At 39.4% G+C, this 21,546-nt stretch carries 24 protein-coding genes; all 24 read left to right on the forward strand.

Going from position 1 to position 21,546, the window contains the following annotated elements; translation table 11 throughout:
- The first annotated feature begins 200 nt into the window (after positions 1–200).
- The 24 genes from R8P61_20595 to R8P61_20710 all read left to right on the forward strand — a co-directional run bounded on the left by R8P61_20595 (position 201) and on the right by R8P61_20710 (position 21,545).
- Entirely contained in the window at positions 201–1,322 is a 1,122-nt protein-coding gene (locus R8P61_20595; protein MDW3649481.1) for an adenylate/guanylate cyclase domain-containing protein, read from the forward strand.
- A 443-nt stretch (positions 1,323–1,765) separates the two neighbouring features.
- Positions 1,766–2,116: a YciI family protein gene (locus tag R8P61_20600; GenBank protein ID MDW3649482.1), complete on the forward strand. Its 351-nt coding sequence runs from the start codon at positions 1,766–1,768 to the stop codon at positions 2,114–2,116.
- Between the two features lie 4 nt (positions 2,117–2,120).
- Complete coding sequence (locus tag R8P61_20605) at positions 2,121–3,362, forward strand: sigma-70 family RNA polymerase sigma factor (protein MDW3649483.1); 1,242 nt, start codon at positions 2,121–2,123, stop codon at positions 3,360–3,362.
- Positions 3,363–3,411: 49 nt separating this feature from the next.
- A complete protein-coding gene (locus R8P61_20610) occupies positions 3,412–4,095 on the forward strand; it encodes a hypothetical protein (GenBank protein MDW3649484.1) in 684 nt (227 codons plus the stop codon).
- Positions 4,096–4,142: 47 nt separating this feature from the next.
- Entirely contained in the window at positions 4,143–4,862 is a 720-nt protein-coding gene (locus tag R8P61_20615; GenBank protein MDW3649485.1) for a hypothetical protein, read from the forward strand.
- 129 nt (positions 4,863–4,991) lie between these two features.
- Positions 4,992–5,600: an ankyrin repeat domain-containing protein gene (locus tag R8P61_20620; protein MDW3649486.1), complete on the forward strand. Its 609-nt coding sequence runs from the start codon at positions 4,992–4,994 to the stop codon at positions 5,598–5,600.
- A 415-nt stretch (positions 5,601–6,015) separates the two neighbouring features.
- On the forward strand, positions 6,016–6,582 hold the full coding sequence (locus tag R8P61_20625; GenBank protein ID MDW3649487.1) for a YdeI/OmpD-associated family protein: 567 nt from the start codon (positions 6,016–6,018) through the stop codon (positions 6,580–6,582).
- A gap of 193 nt (positions 6,583–6,775) precedes the next feature.
- Positions 6,776–7,327: a TetR/AcrR family transcriptional regulator gene (locus R8P61_20630; GenBank protein ID MDW3649488.1), complete on the forward strand. Its 552-nt coding sequence runs from the start codon at positions 6,776–6,778 to the stop codon at positions 7,325–7,327.
- A gap of 55 nt (positions 7,328–7,382) precedes the next feature.
- The gene (locus R8P61_20635; protein MDW3649489.1) at positions 7,383–7,859 is read left to right on the forward strand and encodes an SRPBCC family protein; all 477 of its coding nucleotides are present in this window, start codon (positions 7,383–7,385) and stop codon (positions 7,857–7,859) included.
- 49 nt (positions 7,860–7,908) lie between these two features.
- Positions 7,909–8,316: a hypothetical protein gene (locus R8P61_20640; GenBank protein MDW3649490.1), complete on the forward strand. Its 408-nt coding sequence runs from the start codon at positions 7,909–7,911 to the stop codon at positions 8,314–8,316.
- Positions 8,317–8,430: 114 nt separating this feature from the next.
- On the forward strand, positions 8,431–9,378 hold the full coding sequence (locus R8P61_20645) for a phosphotransferase (GenBank protein MDW3649491.1): 948 nt from the start codon (positions 8,431–8,433) through the stop codon (positions 9,376–9,378).
- 2 nt (positions 9,379–9,380) lie between these two features.
- The gene (locus R8P61_20650) at positions 9,381–10,199 is read left to right on the forward strand and encodes an inositol monophosphatase family protein (GenBank protein MDW3649492.1); all 819 of its coding nucleotides are present in this window, start codon (positions 9,381–9,383) and stop codon (positions 10,197–10,199) included.
- A gap of 129 nt (positions 10,200–10,328) precedes the next feature.
- Positions 10,329–10,814: a hypothetical protein gene (locus R8P61_20655; GenBank protein MDW3649493.1), complete on the forward strand. Its 486-nt coding sequence runs from the start codon at positions 10,329–10,331 to the stop codon at positions 10,812–10,814.
- 38 nt (positions 10,815–10,852) lie between these two features.
- Complete coding sequence (locus R8P61_20660; GenBank protein MDW3649494.1) at positions 10,853–11,929, forward strand: serine hydrolase; 1,077 nt, start codon at positions 10,853–10,855, stop codon at positions 11,927–11,929.
- Between the two features lie 72 nt (positions 11,930–12,001).
- Positions 12,002–12,490, forward strand: a complete 489-nt coding sequence (locus tag R8P61_20665) for a hypothetical protein (GenBank protein MDW3649495.1) — start codon at positions 12,002–12,004, stop codon at positions 12,488–12,490.
- 80 nt (positions 12,491–12,570) lie between these two features.
- Complete coding sequence (locus R8P61_20670) at positions 12,571–13,452, forward strand: hypothetical protein (protein MDW3649496.1); 882 nt, start codon at positions 12,571–12,573, stop codon at positions 13,450–13,452.
- Positions 13,421–14,767, forward strand: a complete 1,347-nt coding sequence (locus R8P61_20675) for a M1 family metallopeptidase (GenBank protein ID MDW3649497.1) — start codon at positions 13,421–13,423, stop codon at positions 14,765–14,767. Before R8P61_20670 ends, R8P61_20675 begins: the two co-directional genes overlap by 32 nt.
- 173 nt (positions 14,768–14,940) lie before the next feature.
- Entirely contained in the window at positions 14,941–15,717 is a 777-nt protein-coding gene (locus tag R8P61_20680; GenBank protein MDW3649498.1) for a hypothetical protein, read from the forward strand.
- A gap of 70 nt (positions 15,718–15,787) precedes the next feature.
- Entirely contained in the window at positions 15,788–18,001 is a 2,214-nt protein-coding gene (locus R8P61_20685; GenBank protein MDW3649499.1) for a DUF5916 domain-containing protein, read from the forward strand.
- Positions 18,002–18,012: 11 nt separating this feature from the next.
- Positions 18,013–18,513 carry a GNAT family N-acetyltransferase gene (locus R8P61_20690; protein MDW3649500.1) on the forward strand — a complete coding sequence of 167 codons (501 nt, stop codon included), beginning with the start codon at positions 18,013–18,015 and terminating at the stop codon, positions 18,511–18,513.
- A gap of 7 nt (positions 18,514–18,520) precedes the next feature.
- The gene (locus R8P61_20695; GenBank protein ID MDW3649501.1) at positions 18,521–19,423 is read left to right on the forward strand and encodes a tetratricopeptide repeat protein; all 903 of its coding nucleotides are present in this window, start codon (positions 18,521–18,523) and stop codon (positions 19,421–19,423) included.
- 36 nt (positions 19,424–19,459) lie between these two features.
- Entirely contained in the window at positions 19,460–20,161 is a 702-nt protein-coding gene (locus tag R8P61_20700) for a YafY family protein (GenBank protein ID MDW3649502.1), read from the forward strand.
- Positions 20,162–20,230: 69 nt separating this feature from the next.
- Complete coding sequence (locus tag R8P61_20705) at positions 20,231–20,617, forward strand: DUF4345 domain-containing protein (GenBank protein ID MDW3649503.1); 387 nt, start codon at positions 20,231–20,233, stop codon at positions 20,615–20,617.
- Between the two features lie 82 nt (positions 20,618–20,699).
- Positions 20,700–21,545: an endonuclease/exonuclease/phosphatase family protein gene (locus R8P61_20710; protein MDW3649504.1), complete on the forward strand. Its 846-nt coding sequence runs from the start codon at positions 20,700–20,702 to the stop codon at positions 21,543–21,545.
- Position 21,546: the final 1 nt, after the last annotated feature.

Here is a 21,546-nt window from a genome sequence, read left to right on the forward strand (position 1 = left end):
GAGCGAGCAGATATTGGGGTATTGTAGCCTTATGCTGATGTGTGCATTCTAAATTACACTTTTTGATGTAAAATCGGATTGGTAGGCCACAGCAAAGCGAATGATTTACTCTGGGACACACACGGTTTTTCGAGTTTCGGTAGAAATTGTTAGATTTAGATAGCCTGGATCTATTTGTAGCCGATACTCAAAGTGAATTAATGGAAAAGCAGCCTTCAACAGCGGAAGAAGAAATCATTGAGTTAACCCGAAAGTTAATCGAAAAATGGGCTGTAAGAACCCAGCCTTCAACATCAGAGATGCTCACTCATGCCCACCCTAACTTTACCGGATTTGGGACTGGTAAATATGAGGTATGGGATAATTTTGCTACTTACAAGCAATCGGAAATGGCAAGCCTGGAACAATTATCGGATCCGGTGCCTTTCAAGTACCATTGGATAAGAGCATCCGTGTTTGGGGATACGGGCATCACGATGACACAAGTTGATCTTACCTTCCAGATTGAGGGAAAACAATACGACGTGAAAAATGTTCGATGGTCGATGATTTTAAAAAAAATAGATCATTCCTGGTTGCAAATACATACACATTGCTCTTTGCCCTACAGTGATGATGTCGTTCCGATAGAAGAGTTGAAGGCTCGTAATAAGGAACTGGAGCAACTTGTTACGAAGCGAACGAATGCCCTGGTAAAAGAAAAAGAACGAACGGAAAACCTCCTTCATAATATTTTGCCGGTGGAAGTGGCAAAAGAGTTGCTGCAAACGGGCGCTGTAAAGCCTGTTAGATTTGATGAAGTAAGTATTTTGTTTACCGATTTTAAGGAATTTACCAATATAGTAGCAACTATTCCTACCCGTAAATTGATAAGTGAGCTCAATGAACTCTTTAGTGAGTTTGATGATATAATGGAAGCCGAAGGAATAGAAAAGATTCAAACGGTTGGGGATGCCTATTTAGCAGCCTCTGGTTTGCCAGAAGAAGTACCAGACCATGCCATGAGATGTGTCAGAGCTAGTAAAAAGATGATTGATTTTCTAAAGCAGAGAAATAAAACAAGTGCCATCAAATGGAAAATCAGAATAGGAATTCATTCCGGACCAATCGGAGCAGGAGTCGTTGGAAAGAAAAAATTCGCCTACGATATCTTTGGCGACACCATCAATATAGCCAGCAGAATTGAAACAGCAGGGGAAGAGGGAAAAATAAACGTATCGGCATATACCTATGATCTAATCAAAGAGCATTATCCTTGCGAATATAGAGGAAAGGTTAATGCTAAAGGAAAAGGAGATTTGGATATGTATTTTGTTAAATGACTTTCAATTCTTCGACTTTTCCTTGGATTTCATAATCCCAATGTTTTTTGACTCTTGCCAAATAAAGTCCGTCCAAAATTATTTGCTTTTCAATGGGTTTTCTAAACTTTAAGATCGATAAATAAAAACTCACCGGATTTTTTAAAAATAATCACCTATTCTGATTCAGAATTAAGTTTTTAGATTATGAATCAGATGAGGCGCACTTGGTTTAATTTTCAGTCATACCCAATGTAGGCTGGGTGATTGCAGAGCGAAAAAACAGAATACGGAAATAAAAAATCAGTAACAAAACCTATCCCGAATACTCCGCTAATGCTACGAACTAGGGATAGCTGTTCGTTCTCGGCAAGCAAAAAAAAATACAGAATTGTTGTCCAATTAAAAGAAGTTCATTCGTCTAGTATTTGATATTGAATTATTAACGATAAAACTTATTAAAAATGAAAGATTTTATGATGCTTTTCCATAGTGAACCTGATCCTAATTTTGAACCTACGCCGGAAGAAATTCAAGCAGAAGTAAAAGCTTGGCAAGATTGGATGGGTGGAATTAGTGCACAAGGTAAATTAAAAAATCCTGGCGAAGCATTAGGGTTTGAAGGGAAAACAATGCATTCTGATGGAGCAATTACCGATGGCCCATACGCAGAATTGAAAGAAATGGTAGGTGGCTACATAATTGTCACAGCAACATCAATTAATGAGGCAATCCAGCTAGCAAATGGCTGCCCCGCTCTTAACAGTGGGGGTAAAGTAGAGGTTAGAGATATCATGGTATTGGAAGGAATGTAAACCAATGGTTAAAGACCAACTTATAGAAACATTTAGATCAGAGTACGGTAACTTAGTTGCCGTACTTTGTCATTTTCATGGAATACAAAATATTCAATTGGCTGAAGATATTGTGAGTGATACTTTTCTTCATGCAATGAAAGTGTGGTCACATAAAGGTGTACCGGATTCTCCAAAGGCTTGGTTAAGGAAAGTTGCTGTCAATAAATTCAGAGACTATTATCGTAGAAGACAAACTTTTCGAGAAAAGGTTAAGGGCAACTATTTTCAAAGCCTTCAACAAACAAATGAAATTATTTTAACTGAGGAAATCATTTCAGATGGTTTGTTAAATATGATTTTCGCTATTTGTAATTCCAATCTCAAAATTGACATACAAATCTGTTTATCCTTGAGATTATTGTGTGGATTTGGTATAGGTCAAATCGCAGCTGCACTCCTTACAAACAAAGAGAATATTAATAAAAAACTATATAGAGGTAAAAAACAATTAAGAAAGTATAAGGACTCCTGGAATCAACTAAGTCGAAATGACTATGCTTCAAGAATTCCCTCTGTTTTAAGGATTATTTATCTACTTTTCAATGAAGGGTATTATAGCAGTGTTAGTGATGAAAACATTAAACAAGATTTTTGCTGGGAAGCAATGAGATTGGCCATATTTATGTCGAAGCAATCCTTCCTACCGAAAAAAGACACCTATGCCCTGATTGCATTAATGTGTTTTCACGCTTCAAGACTTGATTCAAGAACGAATCCAAATGGTCAATATATTCTATATCAGGAACAAGACAGAAATAAATGGAATAATAATTTAATTAAGAAAGGAGAATACTATTTAACGAAATCAGCAAATGGCAATAATGTTTCTAAATATCATTTAGAAGCAGCTATTGCATACTGGCATACAACGGAAGTTCCCAATAAATGGGATAATATTCTACAATTGTATAATAGACTACTTCTAGTAGAATACTCTCCTATTATTGCAATGAATCGAACTTATGCTCTTGCTATAGCTAACTCAGCTGAGGAAGCAATTATTGAAGCGAGAAAATTAAATCTGGAAGACAATTATTATTATTATTGGCTTATGGCAGAATTATTCAGACTGAATTTAGAGCCAGAAATGGAAATAGAATATTTAAACAAAGCCTTGGATTCAGCAAAAAAAATTAGTGAAAAGGAAATCCTCAAAACCAAATTAGACAAAGCAAGCCGAGAACAAAGTGCAAAACGTACATAGCCGCTATATGCGTCTACAGTCGTTTCCACCGAGCGGTAGATGTTAATAAATGAAAATACAATTTTGCATAACAATAATCTTGCTTTCTAGCTCCCTGGCAAACTCACAAGATTGCTTTGGCAGTTACGACCTGGAAAGTGGATTTTGTACGGCAAGTATCTCATTGTGGTCAGATTCGACATTTTTTTGGGCATACGGCTGTGAGGGAATTAGCAATATTCGAACAGGTAGTTTCTCGATTAACGAAAACAAAATAGACTTTAAAACTATCGAAAAAGATTCTATTGATATTATTTTCGATGTAGAGTGGATTGAAAGCTTAGATAGAATTCCTGATGCTTTAAAGGACAGTACATGGCCTTATTTCTATGTGGTAGATAGAAATGACACCTTGGTCCAAGGCCTGGAAATCGTTTGCTATAATGATTCGGATACATATCAGATTTTAGAAGACAATTATAATGGCATTTATTTTTTCCCGCCTGATGATACAGAAGAGCTATCTATTCCTGTTTTAAGTATGTTTCTTAAACGATATATTGGAATTAGAGTACCCAAAAAGCCCGAGCGAAAATCAGTCTTGAAAATAAGATTGAATGTAGCATCTTCATTTCTGTTTTATCCGATGATAAATTACCGTCATGAAAAGGAAATAATTTCAGGATTATATAAAGAGAATAAATTAATTTTTGGTGAAGGGGATAGGATCTATAGTCTTGAAAAAAGAAAATAATAAACAGCTTACATCAGCTATTGCAACAGTCCGAGACATAGCTTGTCATGAGCAATCAAAAAATGGAAAAAACTTTAATAATTTTAGTATTGGCGACTTTGGGATTTTATTCCTGTGGACAAAAGGATCTATCTACAAAAAATAAGGAGACTGATGAGGTAAAAACAGTAGATACGATAACCTTAGATGAACATAGAATAAAGTCTCAGGAGATAAATTCTAATAATCATATCCACACTGAGGCAAATTATACCGATTCTACAGGAAAAGGTATCATCATACAAAATGGTTTTCCCAGAGGCGGTGGTAGGATTTATTCTTCCAAGGGTATGACATATGGACATGCGGTATTCTGGTCGCGGCTTATAAATAAAACGGATACACCTTTAACAATAACCATTAATTTCCCTGCCGATTCCATTCTCATTTTCCCATCCTCTAATGGTCATATCAAGTTACTCATTCCCCAGGAAACGATGAGAATGGACCAAGTTTCAGAATTTAGTTATGGACTAGAAAATATAAAACCTTTTGTAGAAAGTAACTTCCATAAACCAAGTCAACTCCAAAGAACGATTAAGCCTAATGAAGAATGCATTTTCTATGTCGTTTTACTTAGCCACTTCGCTTCAGCTGATGAAGTCATTAGGCGAACGGGGCTTCTATTAAAAGAACAGGACCTTTTTTATCGCCTTACTGTAGACTCTTTGACTTCTAAAATAATACCTTGTGGACGGATTGTTTTTAATAATGAAGAAGACAATTAATGTGGCTCCATTTTGTCATTTTTTAATATTCCTCAAGTGGAAAAGTAGAATAGCGTATACAGCTAAGTCATATACTCCGCTAAGCCTCTCTACGAAAGCATAGCCTGGTCTTAATAGCAAGAAAATATCATGAGTTCTAAAGGTGAATCTATTTATAAGGCATGGGAGAAAGCTATAAAGGAAATAGATTTGGAGTCAATTTCTACTTTAATAGTAGAATCCCCGAAACTCATAAATCAAGGAATTATTCATTATCGAGGGAATGGAACAACATTCCAAACTCTCCCCTTAAACATGGTAAATAATTCCTTAGAAGCCACAAAACTACTCATAGCAAATGGAGCTGACCCAAATGAATATGGAGAGGCAAATGTTCTAGCATTACATAATGCCTCTGCAGAAGTCACGAAATATTTAATCTCAAAAGGCGCCGATGTTAATCGAATTGGTGCTGAAGAATGTTCGCCATTAATGTATGAAGTCTACATGCACAATTATGAAAATGTAAATATTCTTATCGAGCATGGAGCTGAAGTTACTTATCAAAGTAATTATGATGGATATACATCACTTCATTGGGCTGCGAGAAAGGGAGATTTACAAATTGTCAAAATACTTTTGAAGCATGGAGCGAAAATAAATGCCGTGAATAACAAGCATCAAACAGCTGAAGATTTAGCAAAAGAAAATAATCATGTGAAAGTTTTCGAGTATTTAAAAAAAGAAGCCAGCTCCTAACATTTTGCATACGGCCTTGATAGTACTTGCAAAAAGATCTCCCGAATTTTATTATAGCTTTCTCCATATTGCCTCCTGCTTCTCATTCGAACTACACACGATCCGATAACATAGCAGCAATAGAAAATGAATCACAACCCTCCTTACAACCCATTTCGATATACAATATAGGCAGCAGCTTATGCCCAATTGAAGTGCTAGGTATTACTCATAATTTTATGCCGACCTGCTGATCAATATGATAAATGATGGAAGCTTTTACCAAAAGGAGTTTGAATGATTGTATTATACTCACTCATTCTGGTATTTTAAATAAAAGTACTTCGATGAAAAACAGCAAGTAAAGGGATGATCCTATAATCCCGGCCTTCACCTACAAGTGGCCATTGGCTGCAAGCAATAAAATCGATATTGAATGAATACTTATTGTCCTGAAAATAAAGAAGCGTGGAGAAATTGGCTTAAAAAAAACCATCTGATAGAGGATTCAATATGGTTGATTTTTAACAAAAAAAGTTCTCCAAACCCTAATTTAAACTGGAGTGAAGCAGTCGATGAAGCTCTTTGCTTTGGTTGGATAGATAGTACCAAAAGGTCCATCGATAGCGAAAAGTACATGCAGTATTTTTGCAAAAGAAAAGCCAGGAGTAATTGGTCAAAAATAAATAAGGATAAAGTGAAAGTCTTAATTGAACAAGGACTTATGGCAGATGCAGGCCTCAAAAGCATCGAGATTGCAAAAGAAAATGGTTCCTGGACAATTTTAGATGGAGTCGAAGCACTTGTAATCCCAGAAGATTTAGCAGAAGAATTTGCAAATTATAAGGGCTCGGGAGAATACTTTGATAGCCTAAGCAAGTCTGCAAAAAAGATTTTATTGTATTGGGTTGTCTCTGCTAAAAGAAAAGAGACAAGACAAAAGAGGATTTTAGAAATCGCAAAAAATGCAAGTCAAAAATTGAAACCCAAACAGTTCAGATAAAAAGCCGGCAGAGAACTTATTGACTTTTGGCCAGGGCACCTAAACAAGACATCTTTATCAGTAAAAAATGAGCTCCGGTAGATAACTCGCTTAGGTTTTTTGAGCATTAGCTTATTCCGCATCAGATCAATCTAGACATGCTAAACCAAAATAATGCCTTTGGAATATTCATTCCAAACTGTATCTTTGTTGCGTGACAAAAAAAGAAGCCATTCTACATGCAGCTCTGAAACTCCTCGTTAAAAAAGGAGTTCATAATACGCCTATGTCGGAAATTGCGAAAGCTGCCGGTACAGGAATGGGAACCATCTATAACTATTTTCCTAACAAAGAGGCCTTGATCAATGCAATCTACCTTCGCATCAGAGAACGAGAAGAAGCTTTGTTCCTCGAAGTAGATACAGATAAGCCCATAAAAAGCCAGTTCGAGAACTACCTGACAGTCTTAATTGAGTTCTTTATAGAGCATCCTTCCTATTTCCAGTTCATGGAGCACCTGCATGCTTCCCCAATAATTACAAAGGAAAACAAAGCGAGGGGAGGGAAATCGGAAGAAATGGTTGCTTTACTTTTGAAAAAAGGACAGAAAGAAAGAATCATCAAAAACATAGGCATAGACGAATTGCTGATGTTTATAGGCGGAACTATTTCGGCTTATTTACGCTGGTATTTTACCAAACAGAAAGCGAAGCCCTCCTCCTTAAAAAACCAGATTCAAATGGTTTGGGATGGAATTAAAGGATAAAAAAATTTTAAGTAAACTTTGGAATGAATATTCACTCCAATAAAATGTAAACAATATGATCGATTTGAAATTTGACACCAAAATCAACAAACCCATCGAAGAAGTATGGAGATTTATTATTGACGAATTTCCAAACGCCCATCACTGGGCTACTGGGACACCTACTTGCAGAAAAGGAACGGAATCCGAAGATTTTGACAGAGTCTGTGACACAGAAACGGGAAGGCTCATGGATACAATCACGAAAATTGATCACGAAAATCATGTGCTCGAATTTTCGGTCAAGGGATTGCCCTTTTTTGTTCGATCCGTAGTGAGTAGCTGGAAGCTATCTAAACTTTCCAATACACAAACAGAAATTACGCTTGGACCACGAATTGAAGTTATGCCAGTCATTGGGACCCTTATGCAAATCCCGATGAAAATAGCATTTAAGAAACTTTATCCCGGATTGCTTAATGATTTGACAACCTTTATTGAAACCGGCAAACCTTCACCGAGAAAGCAAAAGGAGATTGACAGTAGCAATTAATCCTAATCAAAAAGGAAGGGTATTATTAATCTTATAGAAACTGGAAAAAATGAAAAAATTTAGTTTAAGCCTTGTAGCTGGTTTCATTGTCAATAATGTAGTTGGAACCTTAGCCGCGCTGTTTATTGCAAAGCCATGGGTATACCCTATGATAAGCGAGTTTGAAAGGAAGCCTGATGAATTAGAAATGCCCTTTTTATTAACCGGATATTTCTTGCTTACCTTGATGATGGTAATTGTTTACCCTTATTTTAACCTGCAGACTAGTTGGCTAAAAAAAGGAGCTATTTGGGGTCTTATTGCAGGCCTAATGAGTTTTGTATCCATATATTCCATCATTTCAGGATGGTCAATTCTACCCCCCAAAGCCATGATTATTTCAGGAATAATTGATACCTCCTCAACCATTGCGACAGGTATCGTAATCGCATTTATTTATAGAACTAAGCCGGATTAACTGCTGGCTTTGGTTCATTCTCTGCCTCGGGTGTAAACAGCTGGCTGTTAAAGTAGTTTCTTAGGCGAAAAAAGCAAATAGTACTAGAACCTATATGCGTATATTTGGGGCCTTATGAACGAATATTTTAGCTCGATAATTCTGCAGAACACGGGAGCCTCTTCTTTATCGGAAAAAGAGATGATCCAGGAATTGTGGAGTGGGTATGGGAAAATTGTGAGAGTTGGATTGGAAAATGCCTCTGTCGATAGTGTAGTAGTAAAACACGTGCAATTACCCATAAATAAAAACCACCCGCGAGGATGGAATAGCGATATCGGTCATCAACGAAAATTGAAGTCATACAGAGTTGAAACGAACTGGTATAAAACATACAGTAAAAAGAGTGCTGCCCGAGTTCCGCATTGTTTGGCTCTTGAAACCCGCGATGATGAAGTGCTGATGCTCTTGGAGGATTTGGATGAAGCCGGCTATCCCTTTCGGAAGCGATCTGTTTCCTGGGATGAAATAGCCGAATGCCTGGCCTGGCTGGCACAATTTCATGCAAGCTTTCTGGGAGAGTCTCCGGATGGACTTTGGGAAGTTGGCACCTACTGGCATTTGGAAACCAGGCCTCAGGAATTAGCTGTTCTGAATGATCAGCCTTTGATCGAAGCGGCTCCTTTGATTGACAATAAACTGAATACTTGTGCATACAGAACTTTTGTGCATGGGGATGCAAAATTGGCAAATTTTTGTTTTGCAGAGGATGGACAAGTAGCTGGGGTGGATTTTCAGTATGTAGGAGGGGGTTGTGGAATGAAAGATGTGTCCTACTTTATCGGAAGTTGTTTGAATGAAAGAGAATGTGAACGCCTGGAAGATCAAATCCTGGATACCTATTTCCAATGCTTGCAAAATGAATTGGCAGAACGAAATGAAGCCCTGGAAGCGGAATGGAGGTCTTTGTATAGAGTCGCCTGGGCGGACTTTCACCGCTTTTTAAAAGGCTGGAGTCCGGGCCACTGGAAAATAAATAGTTATAGTGAACGAGTACTTGCTGAAGTGATCAATAATCTGTAATAATGGATCTGACACAGCTTAAAGATATCGCAATAAAAGCTGCACTTTCCGCAGGAAAAGTCATTCAGAAGCACATGAATGAGGAGGTATTGGTGGAGAAGAAGGAAGCGGGAAACAGCTATGCCTCTCAAGTCGTAACCAAGGTAGACAGAGCTTGTGAAAGTGTAATTCTTGCTCAGTTAATGCCCCTATGCAAGGAATTTGACATAGCCCTGCTGTCAGAAGAAACAGAAGATGATGGCAGTAGATTAGAGAAGGACTTTTTTTGGTGTATAGACCCAATGGATGGAACGCTCGCTTTCATCAATAAACGTCCGGGTTTTTCTGTATCGATCGCTTTGGTCGCAAAAGATGGGACTCCCTATTTGGGAGTAGTCTTTGATCCCAGCACGGATACTTTATACCATGCAATCAAGGGGCAGGGAGCCTTTAAAAACGGGAGCCTTTGGGAAATAAAAAATACACATGAGCATTTGAGTTATGTAACCGATAAGAAGCTGAAGGATACCCCCAGAGCCGCTGAAATAGAAAGCTTATTACAGAAAAAGGCAGAGAGCTTGAATCTGACGGAAGTAAAAGAAATTTCCGGAGCGGGTGCAGTATTGAGCGCCATTCGTGTACTCGAAAATGGCCCAGCCTGTATGTTGAAGTTTCCGAAAAAAGAACTTGGGGGCGGCAGCATCTGGGACTATGCTGCTACAGCTTGCATCTATCAGGAATTGAAGCTGAGCGCGACAAATTTTGAAGGAGGAAGATTGGACTTAAATAGAAAGGATACTACTTTCATGAACCAGGAAGGTGTCTTTTTTGCAAATGTATAGGGAATTGATGGTCGAAATGGATCGCTAAATGATTTCTGAAAAAACAGGAGGGTTTATAAAAACAAATATGTAATAAAACTACGTAGAGACCTACTGCAATGAGGAAAGCCATAAAACATAATTCCATTCATGCCTAACAAGCTAAGGCCCAAACTCATACTGATCGATGTCAGCTTTGTATTTTTCCTCATCACAGGAATGAAAAGGCTTTATTTAGCTAGTCAGTCAGAAATCTATGACGCCATGATTCAAGAGGATTCTAAGAAACTTGAATCACTAACTGACTCGACTGCAGGAGAAGTAATATTTGATGTATACAATTGGACTTTGGCTTTCCTGGCAATTGCTGTTTTGATCGTGGGACTGATCAATTGGAGATACAAAACATCCATAGTCAATTCTATTCTGACATTAATAATTGCGTTCCTCTTCTTTCCGCTAGGCTTAATCAATGGAGCCTTTATTCCCGACCTCTTCAATTCCTTTTGTTATTTTTTTTCAGATGAGATGGGTATGGCTTTTATGATTGGAGGACTAATTCTGTGCGGAATTGCCCTTATGTTATTATCTTTTAGTCTCGACATAAATAGGCAAATAATTCACAGCAAACCTTAAATTACATATAAGAATAAAACCCGTTAAACCGACAATTCATGAAAACAATCATCCAGGTCTTAGGCCTATTCTGCTTAACTATTTCCTTGTATGGACAACAGGCAGACATCCCTCCCTTAGTCAAGCTTACTCCAGAAAGTGTCGGATTTATTCAGGATTCCCTTGATATGATTGATGATACCATTTATAATTCTCCACAGCCTAATTTCATTGGATTGATGGTTATCAAAGACAACAAATTAGCGGTGGAGTACTATTACCATCAATATTGGAGGAATCACATCCACGATATCCGGTCTGCAGGCAAGAGTATTACCGCTTTAATGTTAGGAATTGCGATCAAAGAAGGCTTGGTTCAGGATGTAAATCAATATGTCTACGATTTCTTCCCTAAAGAAAAGTATCCGGATATACACGAAGACTATAAGAAAATCAAGCTTATTCATCTCCTGAATATGGTTTCAGGATTAGATGCTAATTCAGATGATAATAGCACCCCCGGAAATGCCGGAAAATGGATAGGCAGGGATGAATGGGTAAAATACATCTTGAGTATCCCGCTGGCTCATGAGCCAGGAGAAAAATGGATTTATGCAGATATCAATGCTGTATTAATCGGGGCCATCATTGAAGAAAAATCCGGTATGAGCCTGAGAGATTTTGCCAAAGAGAAAGTATTTGATCCACTTGATATTAAAGAGTTTTACTGGTACACCAATGCAGCAAATCAGACGGGGGCTGCTGGGAACCTATATCTCTCTACCCTGGATTTTGCAAAGCTGGGCTTGCTTGTAGCAAACAAAGGCAAATGGGAAGATAAACAATTAGCCGATTATGAATATATGGATCGTTTGTTGAAAGAGGAATCTCCTGCTATTGGAAATTATAATCCTTTGGCTGATGGCTATGGTATGCTTTGGTACAGATCCCATAGGACATTTGGAAAAAGAAAAGCAAACTATCTCTGGGCTTCTGGAAATGGGGGAAATCATTTGGTGATTATTCCTGAAGAAAATATGGTTATTGCGATGACCTCTTCGGGTTATAGTCTGGGTCTCCCTCATGCAAGGGCCTATTATATTGTAGGTAAGCTTATCAATGCACTAAAAAAATAGAAGAGTCAAATCCGAATCAGAGAAGAAGGCAACATGCGAGTTCGGATACGAAAAAAATTGATACAAAAATTTATGACTGCAGATCACTTAGATAAAAAGCTTGACAAGCTCCAGGCTCAATCTGTAAATAATGGTGGGATATTTCAATTCCGCCCTTTAGCTATACCCGCAGATAGGAATCTTGAAGATTTTCTTCTAAGCCTATCTAAAGAAGTGAAAGCAGCTTCCATTCAAAATGAGCAAGCCAGAGTGTTGATCGGCCAAAGAATTGATCATTGGTCTCTATATGAGGGTCCTGCTCCCGAGAGGAAAGAAAATACAAAGGAATATAAAGGTTTGAGAAGAGAGTTTGTGAACGATCTTTTCTACTTTTTAGCTTCAGAGGAGCTAATAGAGGTATTTCAAGTTGAAAATATAGACATCGGGCTCCATGAAATACTCGAATCAGGTAAGGACCATTTGAATGAAGATTTCTTTTTCAGACAGCTCAGGGAGCGCATCTCCTGCATTTGGGATTTAGTTCCTAAAAAGCAGCAAAAAAACCTACAGATATCAAGATGAAAAATCGCTTAATCATATTTCCGATTCTTATCATATCGTTTATAGGGATCAATTTGGGCTGCACCCCTCAAACGTATGAGTTGAATCAGTCAGATATCATAGCAGCCAGGCCAATAGCGAACAAAGCATTGGAATTAATCAGGAATGCTCAATTCGATAGCTTAAAAAAGCAGTTAGATCCCCAGTTTTTATCTCAATATAAACCTGAAAAGCTAGACACTATTCTACAGGAAGCAAAAGTGATCCTCGATAGCTCCATTTACCCAAAAGAATCTGAAATAATTATTACGAACTCTTACCTCCAAACAGAATCAGGAGAGAAAGAAGGAATACTTTTCGGTTTCCCCTTTGAACAAATGGGTGAAGAAAATTCTAGGAGCATTTTTCAAATAATTGTAATCAGGGAAAAAATACATGGATTAGGTGTCCTTACATTTCCATCTGATTTGGCACTAATTGATCCCCCTCAAGCAGAACCTCACAGGACGAATTTCGACTTACAAACCAAAGACTTGTCCTGGTTTAGGATTTGGTATGATGGAGGCATGTGGGACAATAAGAAATACGAAAATAGAGAAGGATATTATGCCGTTTCGGGCAGTAGAAGAGAATTAATAAATACTGGGATAGATACAAAATTTCAAGAAGTTTTTGATCTTCTGAATAAGGCCGATTTTGATTCCTTAGATGTTCGACAGGTTAGCGATAACCAAATTGGGGATCCTGAATGGATTTACCTGAGAATGAAATTTGAAGGTGAAAATGAGGACTTAAAGGGATTAGAACTTTCTTATTTTATCAAAGAAGAAAAAGGTAAAGAACAAAGCTCCTCCGGTTACATAATTTTAGCCCACAACTATTATACTCGGTACCTCCTGCGTGCAGAAAAGAATCCGGAACTTGTCAGACTACTGACCGAAATTGGGCGACATGATTATACAGGATATTTTGAATCAGATTAGCATTCCTATTCCCAACAAAATGCAAAAGCTCCTCAAATCTATTATTTTACTTCTGTGTTTTGCCTGCTTTATGGCCACCCCTAAGGCGCAGGATATAAATCTTGATGTCCTAAATTATGACTTGACAATAGAACCCGACATTGAGCAGGAATCTATAGAAGGTGAACTGGTCATTTGCTTTAAGCTTCAAGGAAAAACAGAGAGCATCCGCCTGGATGCCCATAAGCTTGTCATTGATCAACTAAAGGGCTTGAATGTAAAGTCTTATCGCCAACTTGATTCGAAATTGATCGTGCAACTCAAACAAAGTCATCAAAAAGAACAGGAAATAAGCATACGCTACCACGGGAATCCAAAAAGAGGGCTGATATTCAATCCCCTTTTGAATCAGGCGCATACGGTTTATTTTACACATGACTGGATGCCTTGCCATTTCGTTCCCGGCGACAAGTCAACATTTTCCATCAAGCTCCTCCTGCCTCCAGATAAAACATGCATTGCGAGTGGCGAATTACAGGAAGTAGTCGAAAAGGCTGACAAAAAGCTGCATAAATGGGAACAAAACTATGAAACCGCTCCTTATACCTATGGGTTTGCCACAGGATCATTCACAGAGGTCAATGAGCAATACAGGGGCATCCGCTTAAACTATTATTCCTCGGAGCAAAGTAAAAAAGAACTCAAAAAAGTCTTTAAAGAAACTCCCAATATCCTCCAATTCTTTGAGGAGAAAAGCGGCATTCCTTATATCCAAAATGCTTATTCTCAGGTATTGATCGGCTTGAATTACCAGGAAATGTCTGGCTTATCTGTATTCAGCACTTCCTATCCGGCTTCCGTTTTTAAAGACAGTTCTGAAATTCACCTCACTGCCCACGAACTAGCCCATCAATGGTGGGGCAATATGATTACATGTGAAAACTTTGGGCATTTTTGGCTCAATGAAGCCTTTGCCGTTTATATGGCAACGGCTTTTAATGAACATCGATTTGGAAAAGGAAAATACGAGGCAGATATAGCACTTTATAAAAGCATTTATGAAAATCTATTGAAAAGAAGGAAAGACAAAGCCCTGGTTTTTAAGAAATGGGAGTCTTCCCGAGATAATCGAAATGTTATTTACTATAAAGGAGCCTATGTATTGCACATGCTCCGGGAAGAAATGGGAGATGAAGCCTTTTGGAAGGGCATCAAATCATATAGCAAAAGTTATTGGGGAAAGTCTGTAAAAACAGAGGATTTCAAAAAGCTTATGGAGACTGCAGCTGGTGCTGATTTGGATGTTTTTTTTGAGGAATGGGTCTACGAGAAATAATGGATATACTTAGCTTAAGCATGTATTACACCTATTAAAACCCAGCAGACTCGATCCTAGAGAAATCAAATCCTTTCCTAAGTTTATAATGGGGGCTAACTAGCTCTCGATAAATTATATAATACCTGCAAAGGCTAATCCTTCGCTGGTATTTATTTTTTATTTATGGCACCATGAAACACATCCTTTTATTCCTGATCATAGTCTCACCCATTCAACTTAACGCCCAAATTGCAGGCACTTATGTTCTAATTGTAGATGAAAGAGCTTTTAGCATACGCTTTGAAGAAAATCAAAGCTTCCGTTATGTACCATTTAGTAAATCAGACTTCATAGGCACGGGCACATTCAAGCAGAATGCCGACACCCTAACCTTAATCTTTGGTGCTTATGCAGATCCGGAAATCGAGGACTGTCGCGGATATGAAGTGAGCCACGAGAGTACCTATACACATCCCGATTCCATCAACTTTCAACTTCAGGTATTTGACTGCAAAACAAAAGAACTGATTCCTTTTTGCAGCATTTTTATCCAGCCTGATGAGGTCTATGATTCTATTTCCTATAACAGTTTCAATGGCTTCACATATGATAGGAATATTAGTACCGGACCTGATGGCAAGGCAAACTTCCGATTATCTACTAAGATGATCGGCAAATCGATAAGAATTTCCAGCCCGGAATACAATGAAGTAGATGTTAAAATTCCAGCAAATGCTCGTAGTATGAGCTTAGACATAGACCTGCTAGAAGATTACGATCGAACGATTGTTACTGCAGGTACACAGCAATATCTCATCAAAAAAGAGAAGAGGCGATACCTCCGGACTCGGCGTCTTTCAAACAATTTCCATGGACGGAAAGATGTATTTTTTCTGCCTAGAGGAAAAAACCAGGATAAAATCAGATTCCCAAGGGTCATTAAAAAGTACTACAACATAAGCCCGTGAAATGAAAGATGCTCTCAATTATTCCTTACCTTAGGTATAAATTAACATACTACTACAGCACGCTTTTGCAATGAAGATTTACTCCCTCCTCCTTCTACTATCTCTTTGGAGCTTACATAGCTTTGCTCAAGAAGTAAATATGATCCAGCCGGATTCCATCAAAAAGGAATTGGAAGCCCTGGAGGTTGAGGAAACAATCAAGGTGGATGGAAAATTGAGCGAAGCTGCCTGGCAAAAGGTCAAGGCTTCTCCTCGCTTTACGCAGGTCGATCCTTATCAGGGGGCAGCTCCCAATTTCGAAACCAAAATCAAAGTCCTATATAATCAAAAATACCTTTACCTCGGTGTCATTTGTTTGGACAGTTTGGGGAAAGACGCCCTTCGAGCGACAGACTTCAAGCGGGATTTCAACTTTCGAACCCATGACCTCATTACGCTATGTTTTGACGGCTTTAATGACGAAAGAAATGCCATGTCTATAGCCGTCAATCCCTACGGAGTACAGCGGGATTATCTTTCCTTTGATGCCCTCTACTTTGACATCGAATGGGACGGACTTTGGCGAACTCGTACCACGCGTACAGATTCGGGCTGGGTGGCAGAGATAGCCATTCCCTGGAAAACCCTGCGCTATCCTAAAACGGATGCAAAGACCCAGGATTGGGGCTTTCAACTCTACAGAAACCGAAGACTGACAAATGAAATTACGGCCTTCTCCGAATTTCCCCGTGCATTTGGCGCAGCTCGCATGGACTACGCCGGTAAAATCACCCAATTGCAGCCTCCGCCTCCCAGCCCCAATATTCAAGTCAAGCCCTATATGCTCACAGCCTTCAACCAATACAAGGGTCCCGATCCCGACAGAGCTGCAGAGAATACCGATTTCAAAGTTGGGGGTGAACTAAAATGGGCCATTACTCCTAAAGATGTACTGGACCTGACCGTCAATACAGATTTTGCCCAGGCCGATGTAGATCGACAAGTCAACAATACTTCTCGCTTTTCCGTCTTTTTTCCGGAAAGGCGTCAATTCTTTTTGGAGAATGCCTCCCTCTTTGGGATCAATGTAGGTCCCAGTACAGGAGGTTCCGGGGAAGCACTCCGTATTCAACCCTTCTTCAGTAGGCGAATTGGCCTGAACGATGATGGAAGTCCGATTCCCATTGACTTTGGCGGACGCTTTGTCCATCGCTCCTCCAGCCAGAACTATGGCGGCATGATGATCAGACAGCGAGCAAGTGGCAATAGTCCCATGACAGATTTTCTGATCGGCCGTTTCTCGCAAAACCTCGGCAAGCAAAGCCGCATCGGAGGCTTAGGAACCGTTAAGCACAATGCGAATAATACCAATGTCTCTGGCACCCTCGACGCCTTCATTCGCCTGGATAAATCCCATTCCATCAATACCCTGCTCAGTTATGCAGGAACCAACAATGGAGGCAGACAAGGCTTTGCCGGAATTGCCCAATACCTCTACTCCACCAACAAATGGCAAGGCTGGTTGACACAATCGGTAATCAGCCAGAACTATAATCCAGAACTGGGCTTCATTTCACGTAGCAATGTCATCAGCACTACGCCGGGCATCGTTCGTTTTTTTCGAGGCGAAAAACTTCCCTTTAAAAAATGGCTACGAGCCTATGAACCCAGTGTAAACGCCCAGTTTTATCATGAAGCTTCTACAGGTTTGTTGGTAGAAAGGCAATTTCGCTTTTGGCCCCTTTACCTCAACTTTCAAGGAGGAGGTTACCTGGGGTATGGCCTCATAGCTCAATATCAGCGATTGACCAATTCATTCAATCCCCTCGGAATAAATATCAGTGAAGGGGAATACGATTTCCTGAATCAGAGTCTTTTTTTCGGCTCGGATGGATCAAAAAAATTGAGCGTAAACGGTGGCCTGAACTGGGGAGAATACTTTGACGGGAAACTTCAAACCCTCAATCTCAACCTCCGCTTTGCCCCCATTCCTCATATCAGCCTGGGAACTCGATTCAATAGAAACCGCTTCCAAAATGTAGGGCAGGCACAAATTACGCGAACCATTGATCTATATGGGCTGGAAGGTCGCTTTGCAATAAATCCGCGTTTACAACTCTCGGCCTTCTTCCAGCACAATTCCAGCAATGACCTATACAATGTCAACATCCGATTCTCCTGGGAATACCAACCTTTGTCCTTTATCTACATTGTCTATAATCGACAGGACTTTCAGCTAGACGTGATTGACAGGCAATTGGAGAATCAGGTCATTGGCAAAATCAGTTTATTGCGCCAATTTTAATAGAAAAAGCTATGGCATTCCATTTTCGACAAGCCGGTAGTTCTGATAGTGAGGCTTTGCGGAAACTTGCGATAAGTTCCTATGGACAATTTAAAGAAGTCCTGTCCGAAAAAAACTGGACCATCTTGAATAAGAATTTGAAGGAAGAGGATTCTTATTTACACATGCTAAAGATCGCAAGCTGTTTTGTATGTGAGTATGAAGACAAAATCATCGGTGTAGCTTATCTGGTGCCAAGTGGAAATCCTACCGAAATATTCGATTCCCGTTGGTGCTACATCCGGATGGTAGGGGTAGATCCGAGTTTTAGAGGAAATGGCATCGCCCGTAAACTCACGGAAATGTGCATAGCCTATGCAAAGCAGTCAAAAGAAAAAATCATTGCCCTGCACACCTCCGAATTCATGGATGCAGCCCGACACCTCTACGAAAGCCTGGGCTTTGAGAGAATTAAGGAACTCGATCCTATTTTCGGCAAAAGGTACTGGCTTTATCAGTTGAAATTAGCTTGATTGAAAAATGAAAAAAATACTCATACTTATCCTTTCATTGATAAGCTATTTTAATACTTTCGCACAAGAAGGGAATACCTTTTTCACCTGGAAACAATATTCAGAAAAATGGGAAGAAGAACTGCTTGAAGCATATGATTTCTATAAAAAAATCGAAGCAAATGAATTTCCAGAATATGCGCTTGGGCACATAATTTTCATTTTCAATAGTGATACAAAAGAGAAGCTAGAGAAACTCTCCACGAGATTATCGGAATTCAATTGTTCATCTTTGGAGATTTCGGAAGGTTATACTTCTGGCTTTAAATTAAGTGGGCAGACCGAAAGATTCCCGATAACCAAAGACAATGTCATATTTTGGCATCTAGCATTTTATAAAGAAGGCTATGCATTTGATTCAGAGCTTGCGCATTATGGAATATCTACCAAAAAAGAAAAGCTTGAATTTCTGAACTACTCCGCAGATAAAGAAAAAGCCTATTACCAGAAAGCCGTTGAAGCATATAAAGAAGGGAACTTATTTGGGGCCATTGTAAATTGGAATAATAGCCTGAAAGTAAACCAGAAAGATTACTTTTCTTATTACGATCTCGGATATGCAAAAAATGAATTGGGTATGTTCAAAGATGCTATGAAGGACTTTGATAAATCCATTGAAATAAATCCAAAATACTACAGTGCAATTGTTGCAAGAGGGACATTAAGTGATGAGAACAAAGAATATGATATAGCTATCACCTATTATAACAGAGCAGTAGCATTAGAACCGACGAACCCTCAGGCATATTTTAATAAAGGGAATACGTATTTTAATAAAAATGATCGAAAAGAAGCTTGCTTGCTTTGGAACAAGGCAAAAGAGTTAGGTGCGAAATATGCAGCAGAAAGAATAAAGGAAGTGTGCAATTAGAGATAAACCTATCCGAATCCAAGTCCCAGTAGAATTATGGGAGAAAAAGAAAAGTCAAGACTTTCGAGATTGACAGCCATTCTCACCCAGCTGCAATCCAAAAGAATTGTGACGGCCAAATACCTGGCTGACAAACACGATGTGAGTATAAGAACCATTTACCGCGACATAAGAACCCTGGAATTATCCGGCATCCCCATCGTAACAGAAGAAGGGAAAGGCTATTCTATCATGGAGGGCTACCACCTTCCTCCTGTGGTATTTAGCGAAGATGAAGCCAATGCCCTGATTACCGTTGAACAGCTGCTTTTAAAAAACAAAGATCAATCCCTGACCGAAAACGTAAGCAGCGCCATTGAAAAGATAAAGGCCATTCTCCGCTACTCGCAAAAAGGAAATGCAGATTTGCTGGCCGAACGGATTTACTTTGGGGGAAATAATAAAGAAGAAAAGTCCAGCAACAACCTCATGCAGATTCAGTCTGCCATCATTCACTTTCAGCTCCTAAAGATTGACTACCTTTCTTCAGACCAAAAACGGAGCAGTCGCCTCATCGAACCCTTTGCCGTCTACAGCATCCATGGGAATTTTCTCCTGATCGCTTTTTGTCGCCTGAGGAATGACTTCAGAGCTTTCCGTATCGATTTTATCGAAAAACTCATTCCCCAGAATGAGCATTTCGAGCCCCATAATATGACGATACGGGAGTATTTTGAAAAATATGTAAAAGACAATTAGCACCCCTGACATACCTCTGACACAAGTCCCATTTACCTTTGTTTCATCATCATTTAACAACAAAGAAAAATGGAAATTTTCAGCATCATTATTCTCGCATTATCCGGTCTCCTACTCGTTTTCGTCGGAGCTATGAGATTGAGCAATCCGATTCAAACCTACGCCAAAAATTCCGGTATAAAACTGGATCAAGACGTGGACTTACTAAACGAAATAAGAGGTGTGAGTGCTCTTCAGTTATGTGCAGGCCTCATCGCATGGACGGGGATTTTCTTCCCACCATTCAGAACTACCTCCTTTGCAGTGGCCGCGCTGGTTTTTGTCGGTTTTCTCATGGGAAGATTGATAAGCATAAGCGCTGATGGCAAGCCTAATAAACAAATCATGCAAGGCATCATCTTCGAATTGGTGCTGGGTGCGGCAAATATTTTTGGGTTGATTAGTTCCCTTTCTTAGGAAGGGGATTAATCAGCTACCAGCTCAGGCGCTTTGTGAATTTTGGAGAAAAGGATAATTTCGTCAACAAATTCACTAGCCTATGAGATTCATTTTCGGCTTTTTATTCCTGACATTTCTCCTGAGTTGTGAGCAAATCGAAGTAGACGATTTAGGGGGAAATTTTGACCTCAGTCTGATGTCTTTCAACCTCCGCTACGATGAACCCGCAGATGGAGAAAATCAGTGGAGCAATCGAAAAGAAGCCTGTCTGGATATGCTAAATGAAATTCGACCCCATGTATTTGGGGTCCAGGAAGCACTCCAGAATCAAGTTGATTTCCTACATGACAATTTGCCTGCTTACGACTTTGTTGGCGTGGGAAGAGACGATGGAGAAAGTTCGGGCGAATACAGTGCGATTTTCTACTCCCGGGATCACTTTGAATTGGCAGAGAATGGCAATTTCTGGCTGAGCGAAAGTCCGGAATCTCCTTCTTTGGGCTGGGATGCAAATAATATCAGAATTGTCAGCTGGGCAAAGCTGAACGATCTTCAAAAGAATCGGGCTATTTATGTATTCAATACTCATTTCGACCATAAAGGAAAAATCGCACAGGAAAAATCCAGCGAACTCCTCATTCAGAAAATACAAGAGATTGCTGAAGCCGATGCATCCATCTTCATCACCGGAGACTTTAATATGCTCATCGGCAACGAACGCTTAGCTGCCATTACAGAGGCATACTTCAGTGCCCAACGTTTTGCAGAAAGCAGCGACAATCACGATTCATTTAACGCATTCGGAAGGTGGTATTTGAATCGAAACATTGATTTCATCTTTTTCCAGCATGCAGAAGCCATTTCCTACCACACAATTGTGAAAGATTATGGCGTCCCCTTCATTTCCGATCACTACCCCATCTTTTCCCGCTTCAATTACCGATAAG

The sequence above is a fragment of the Bacteroidia bacterium genome (assembly GCA_033391075.1).
In the GTDB taxonomy this organism is placed as follows: domain Bacteria; phylum Bacteroidota; class Bacteroidia; order J057; family J057; genus JAWPMV01.

What these genes read in the sequence shown, in the direction of transcription:
- R8P61_20595 (MDW3649481.1), top strand. Translation starts at nt 201, where the DNA reads ATGGAAAAGCAGCCTTCAACAGCGGAAGAAGAAATCATTGAGTTAACC.
- R8P61_20600 (MDW3649482.1), top strand. Translation starts at nt 1,766, where the DNA reads ATGAAAGATTTTATGATGCTTTTCCATAGTGAACCTGATCCTAATTTT.
- R8P61_20605 (MDW3649483.1), top strand. Translation starts at nt 2,121, where the DNA reads ATGGTTAAAGACCAACTTATAGAAACATTTAGATCAGAGTACGGTAAC.
- R8P61_20610 (MDW3649484.1), top strand. Translation starts at nt 3,412, where the DNA reads ATGAAAATACAATTTTGCATAACAATAATCTTGCTTTCTAGCTCCCTG.
- R8P61_20615 (MDW3649485.1), top strand. Translation starts at nt 4,143, where the DNA reads ATGAGCAATCAAAAAATGGAAAAAACTTTAATAATTTTAGTATTGGCG.
- R8P61_20620 (MDW3649486.1), top strand. Translation starts at nt 4,992, where the DNA reads ATGAGTTCTAAAGGTGAATCTATTTATAAGGCATGGGAGAAAGCTATA.
- R8P61_20625 (MDW3649487.1), top strand. Translation starts at nt 6,016, where the DNA reads ATGAATACTTATTGTCCTGAAAATAAAGAAGCGTGGAGAAATTGGCTT.
- R8P61_20635 (MDW3649489.1), top strand. Translation starts at nt 7,383, where the DNA reads ATGATCGATTTGAAATTTGACACCAAAATCAACAAACCCATCGAAGAA.
- R8P61_20640 (MDW3649490.1), top strand. Translation starts at nt 7,909, where the DNA reads ATGAAAAAATTTAGTTTAAGCCTTGTAGCTGGTTTCATTGTCAATAAT.
- R8P61_20645 (MDW3649491.1), top strand. Translation starts at nt 8,431, where the DNA reads ATGAACGAATATTTTAGCTCGATAATTCTGCAGAACACGGGAGCCTCT.
- R8P61_20650 (MDW3649492.1), top strand. Translation starts at nt 9,381, where the DNA reads ATGGATCTGACACAGCTTAAAGATATCGCAATAAAAGCTGCACTTTCC.
- R8P61_20655 (MDW3649493.1), top strand. Translation starts at nt 10,329, where the DNA reads ATGCCTAACAAGCTAAGGCCCAAACTCATACTGATCGATGTCAGCTTT.
- R8P61_20660 (MDW3649494.1), top strand. Translation starts at nt 10,853, where the DNA reads ATGAAAACAATCATCCAGGTCTTAGGCCTATTCTGCTTAACTATTTCC.
- R8P61_20665 (MDW3649495.1), top strand. Translation starts at nt 12,002, where the DNA reads ATGACTGCAGATCACTTAGATAAAAAGCTTGACAAGCTCCAGGCTCAA.
- R8P61_20675 (MDW3649497.1), top strand. Translation starts at nt 13,421, where the DNA reads ATGATTATACAGGATATTTTGAATCAGATTAGCATTCCTATTCCCAAC.
- R8P61_20680 (MDW3649498.1), top strand. Translation starts at nt 14,941, where the DNA reads ATGAAACACATCCTTTTATTCCTGATCATAGTCTCACCCATTCAACTT.
- R8P61_20685 (MDW3649499.1), top strand. Translation starts at nt 15,788, where the DNA reads ATGAAGATTTACTCCCTCCTCCTTCTACTATCTCTTTGGAGCTTACAT.
- R8P61_20690 (MDW3649500.1), top strand. Translation starts at nt 18,013, where the DNA reads ATGGCATTCCATTTTCGACAAGCCGGTAGTTCTGATAGTGAGGCTTTG.
- R8P61_20695 (MDW3649501.1), top strand. Translation starts at nt 18,521, where the DNA reads ATGAAAAAAATACTCATACTTATCCTTTCATTGATAAGCTATTTTAAT.
- R8P61_20700 (MDW3649502.1), top strand. Translation starts at nt 19,460, where the DNA reads ATGGGAGAAAAAGAAAAGTCAAGACTTTCGAGATTGACAGCCATTCTC.
- R8P61_20705 (MDW3649503.1), top strand. Translation starts at nt 20,231, where the DNA reads ATGGAAATTTTCAGCATCATTATTCTCGCATTATCCGGTCTCCTACTC.
- R8P61_20710 (MDW3649504.1), top strand. Translation starts at nt 20,700, where the DNA reads ATGAGATTCATTTTCGGCTTTTTATTCCTGACATTTCTCCTGAGTTGT.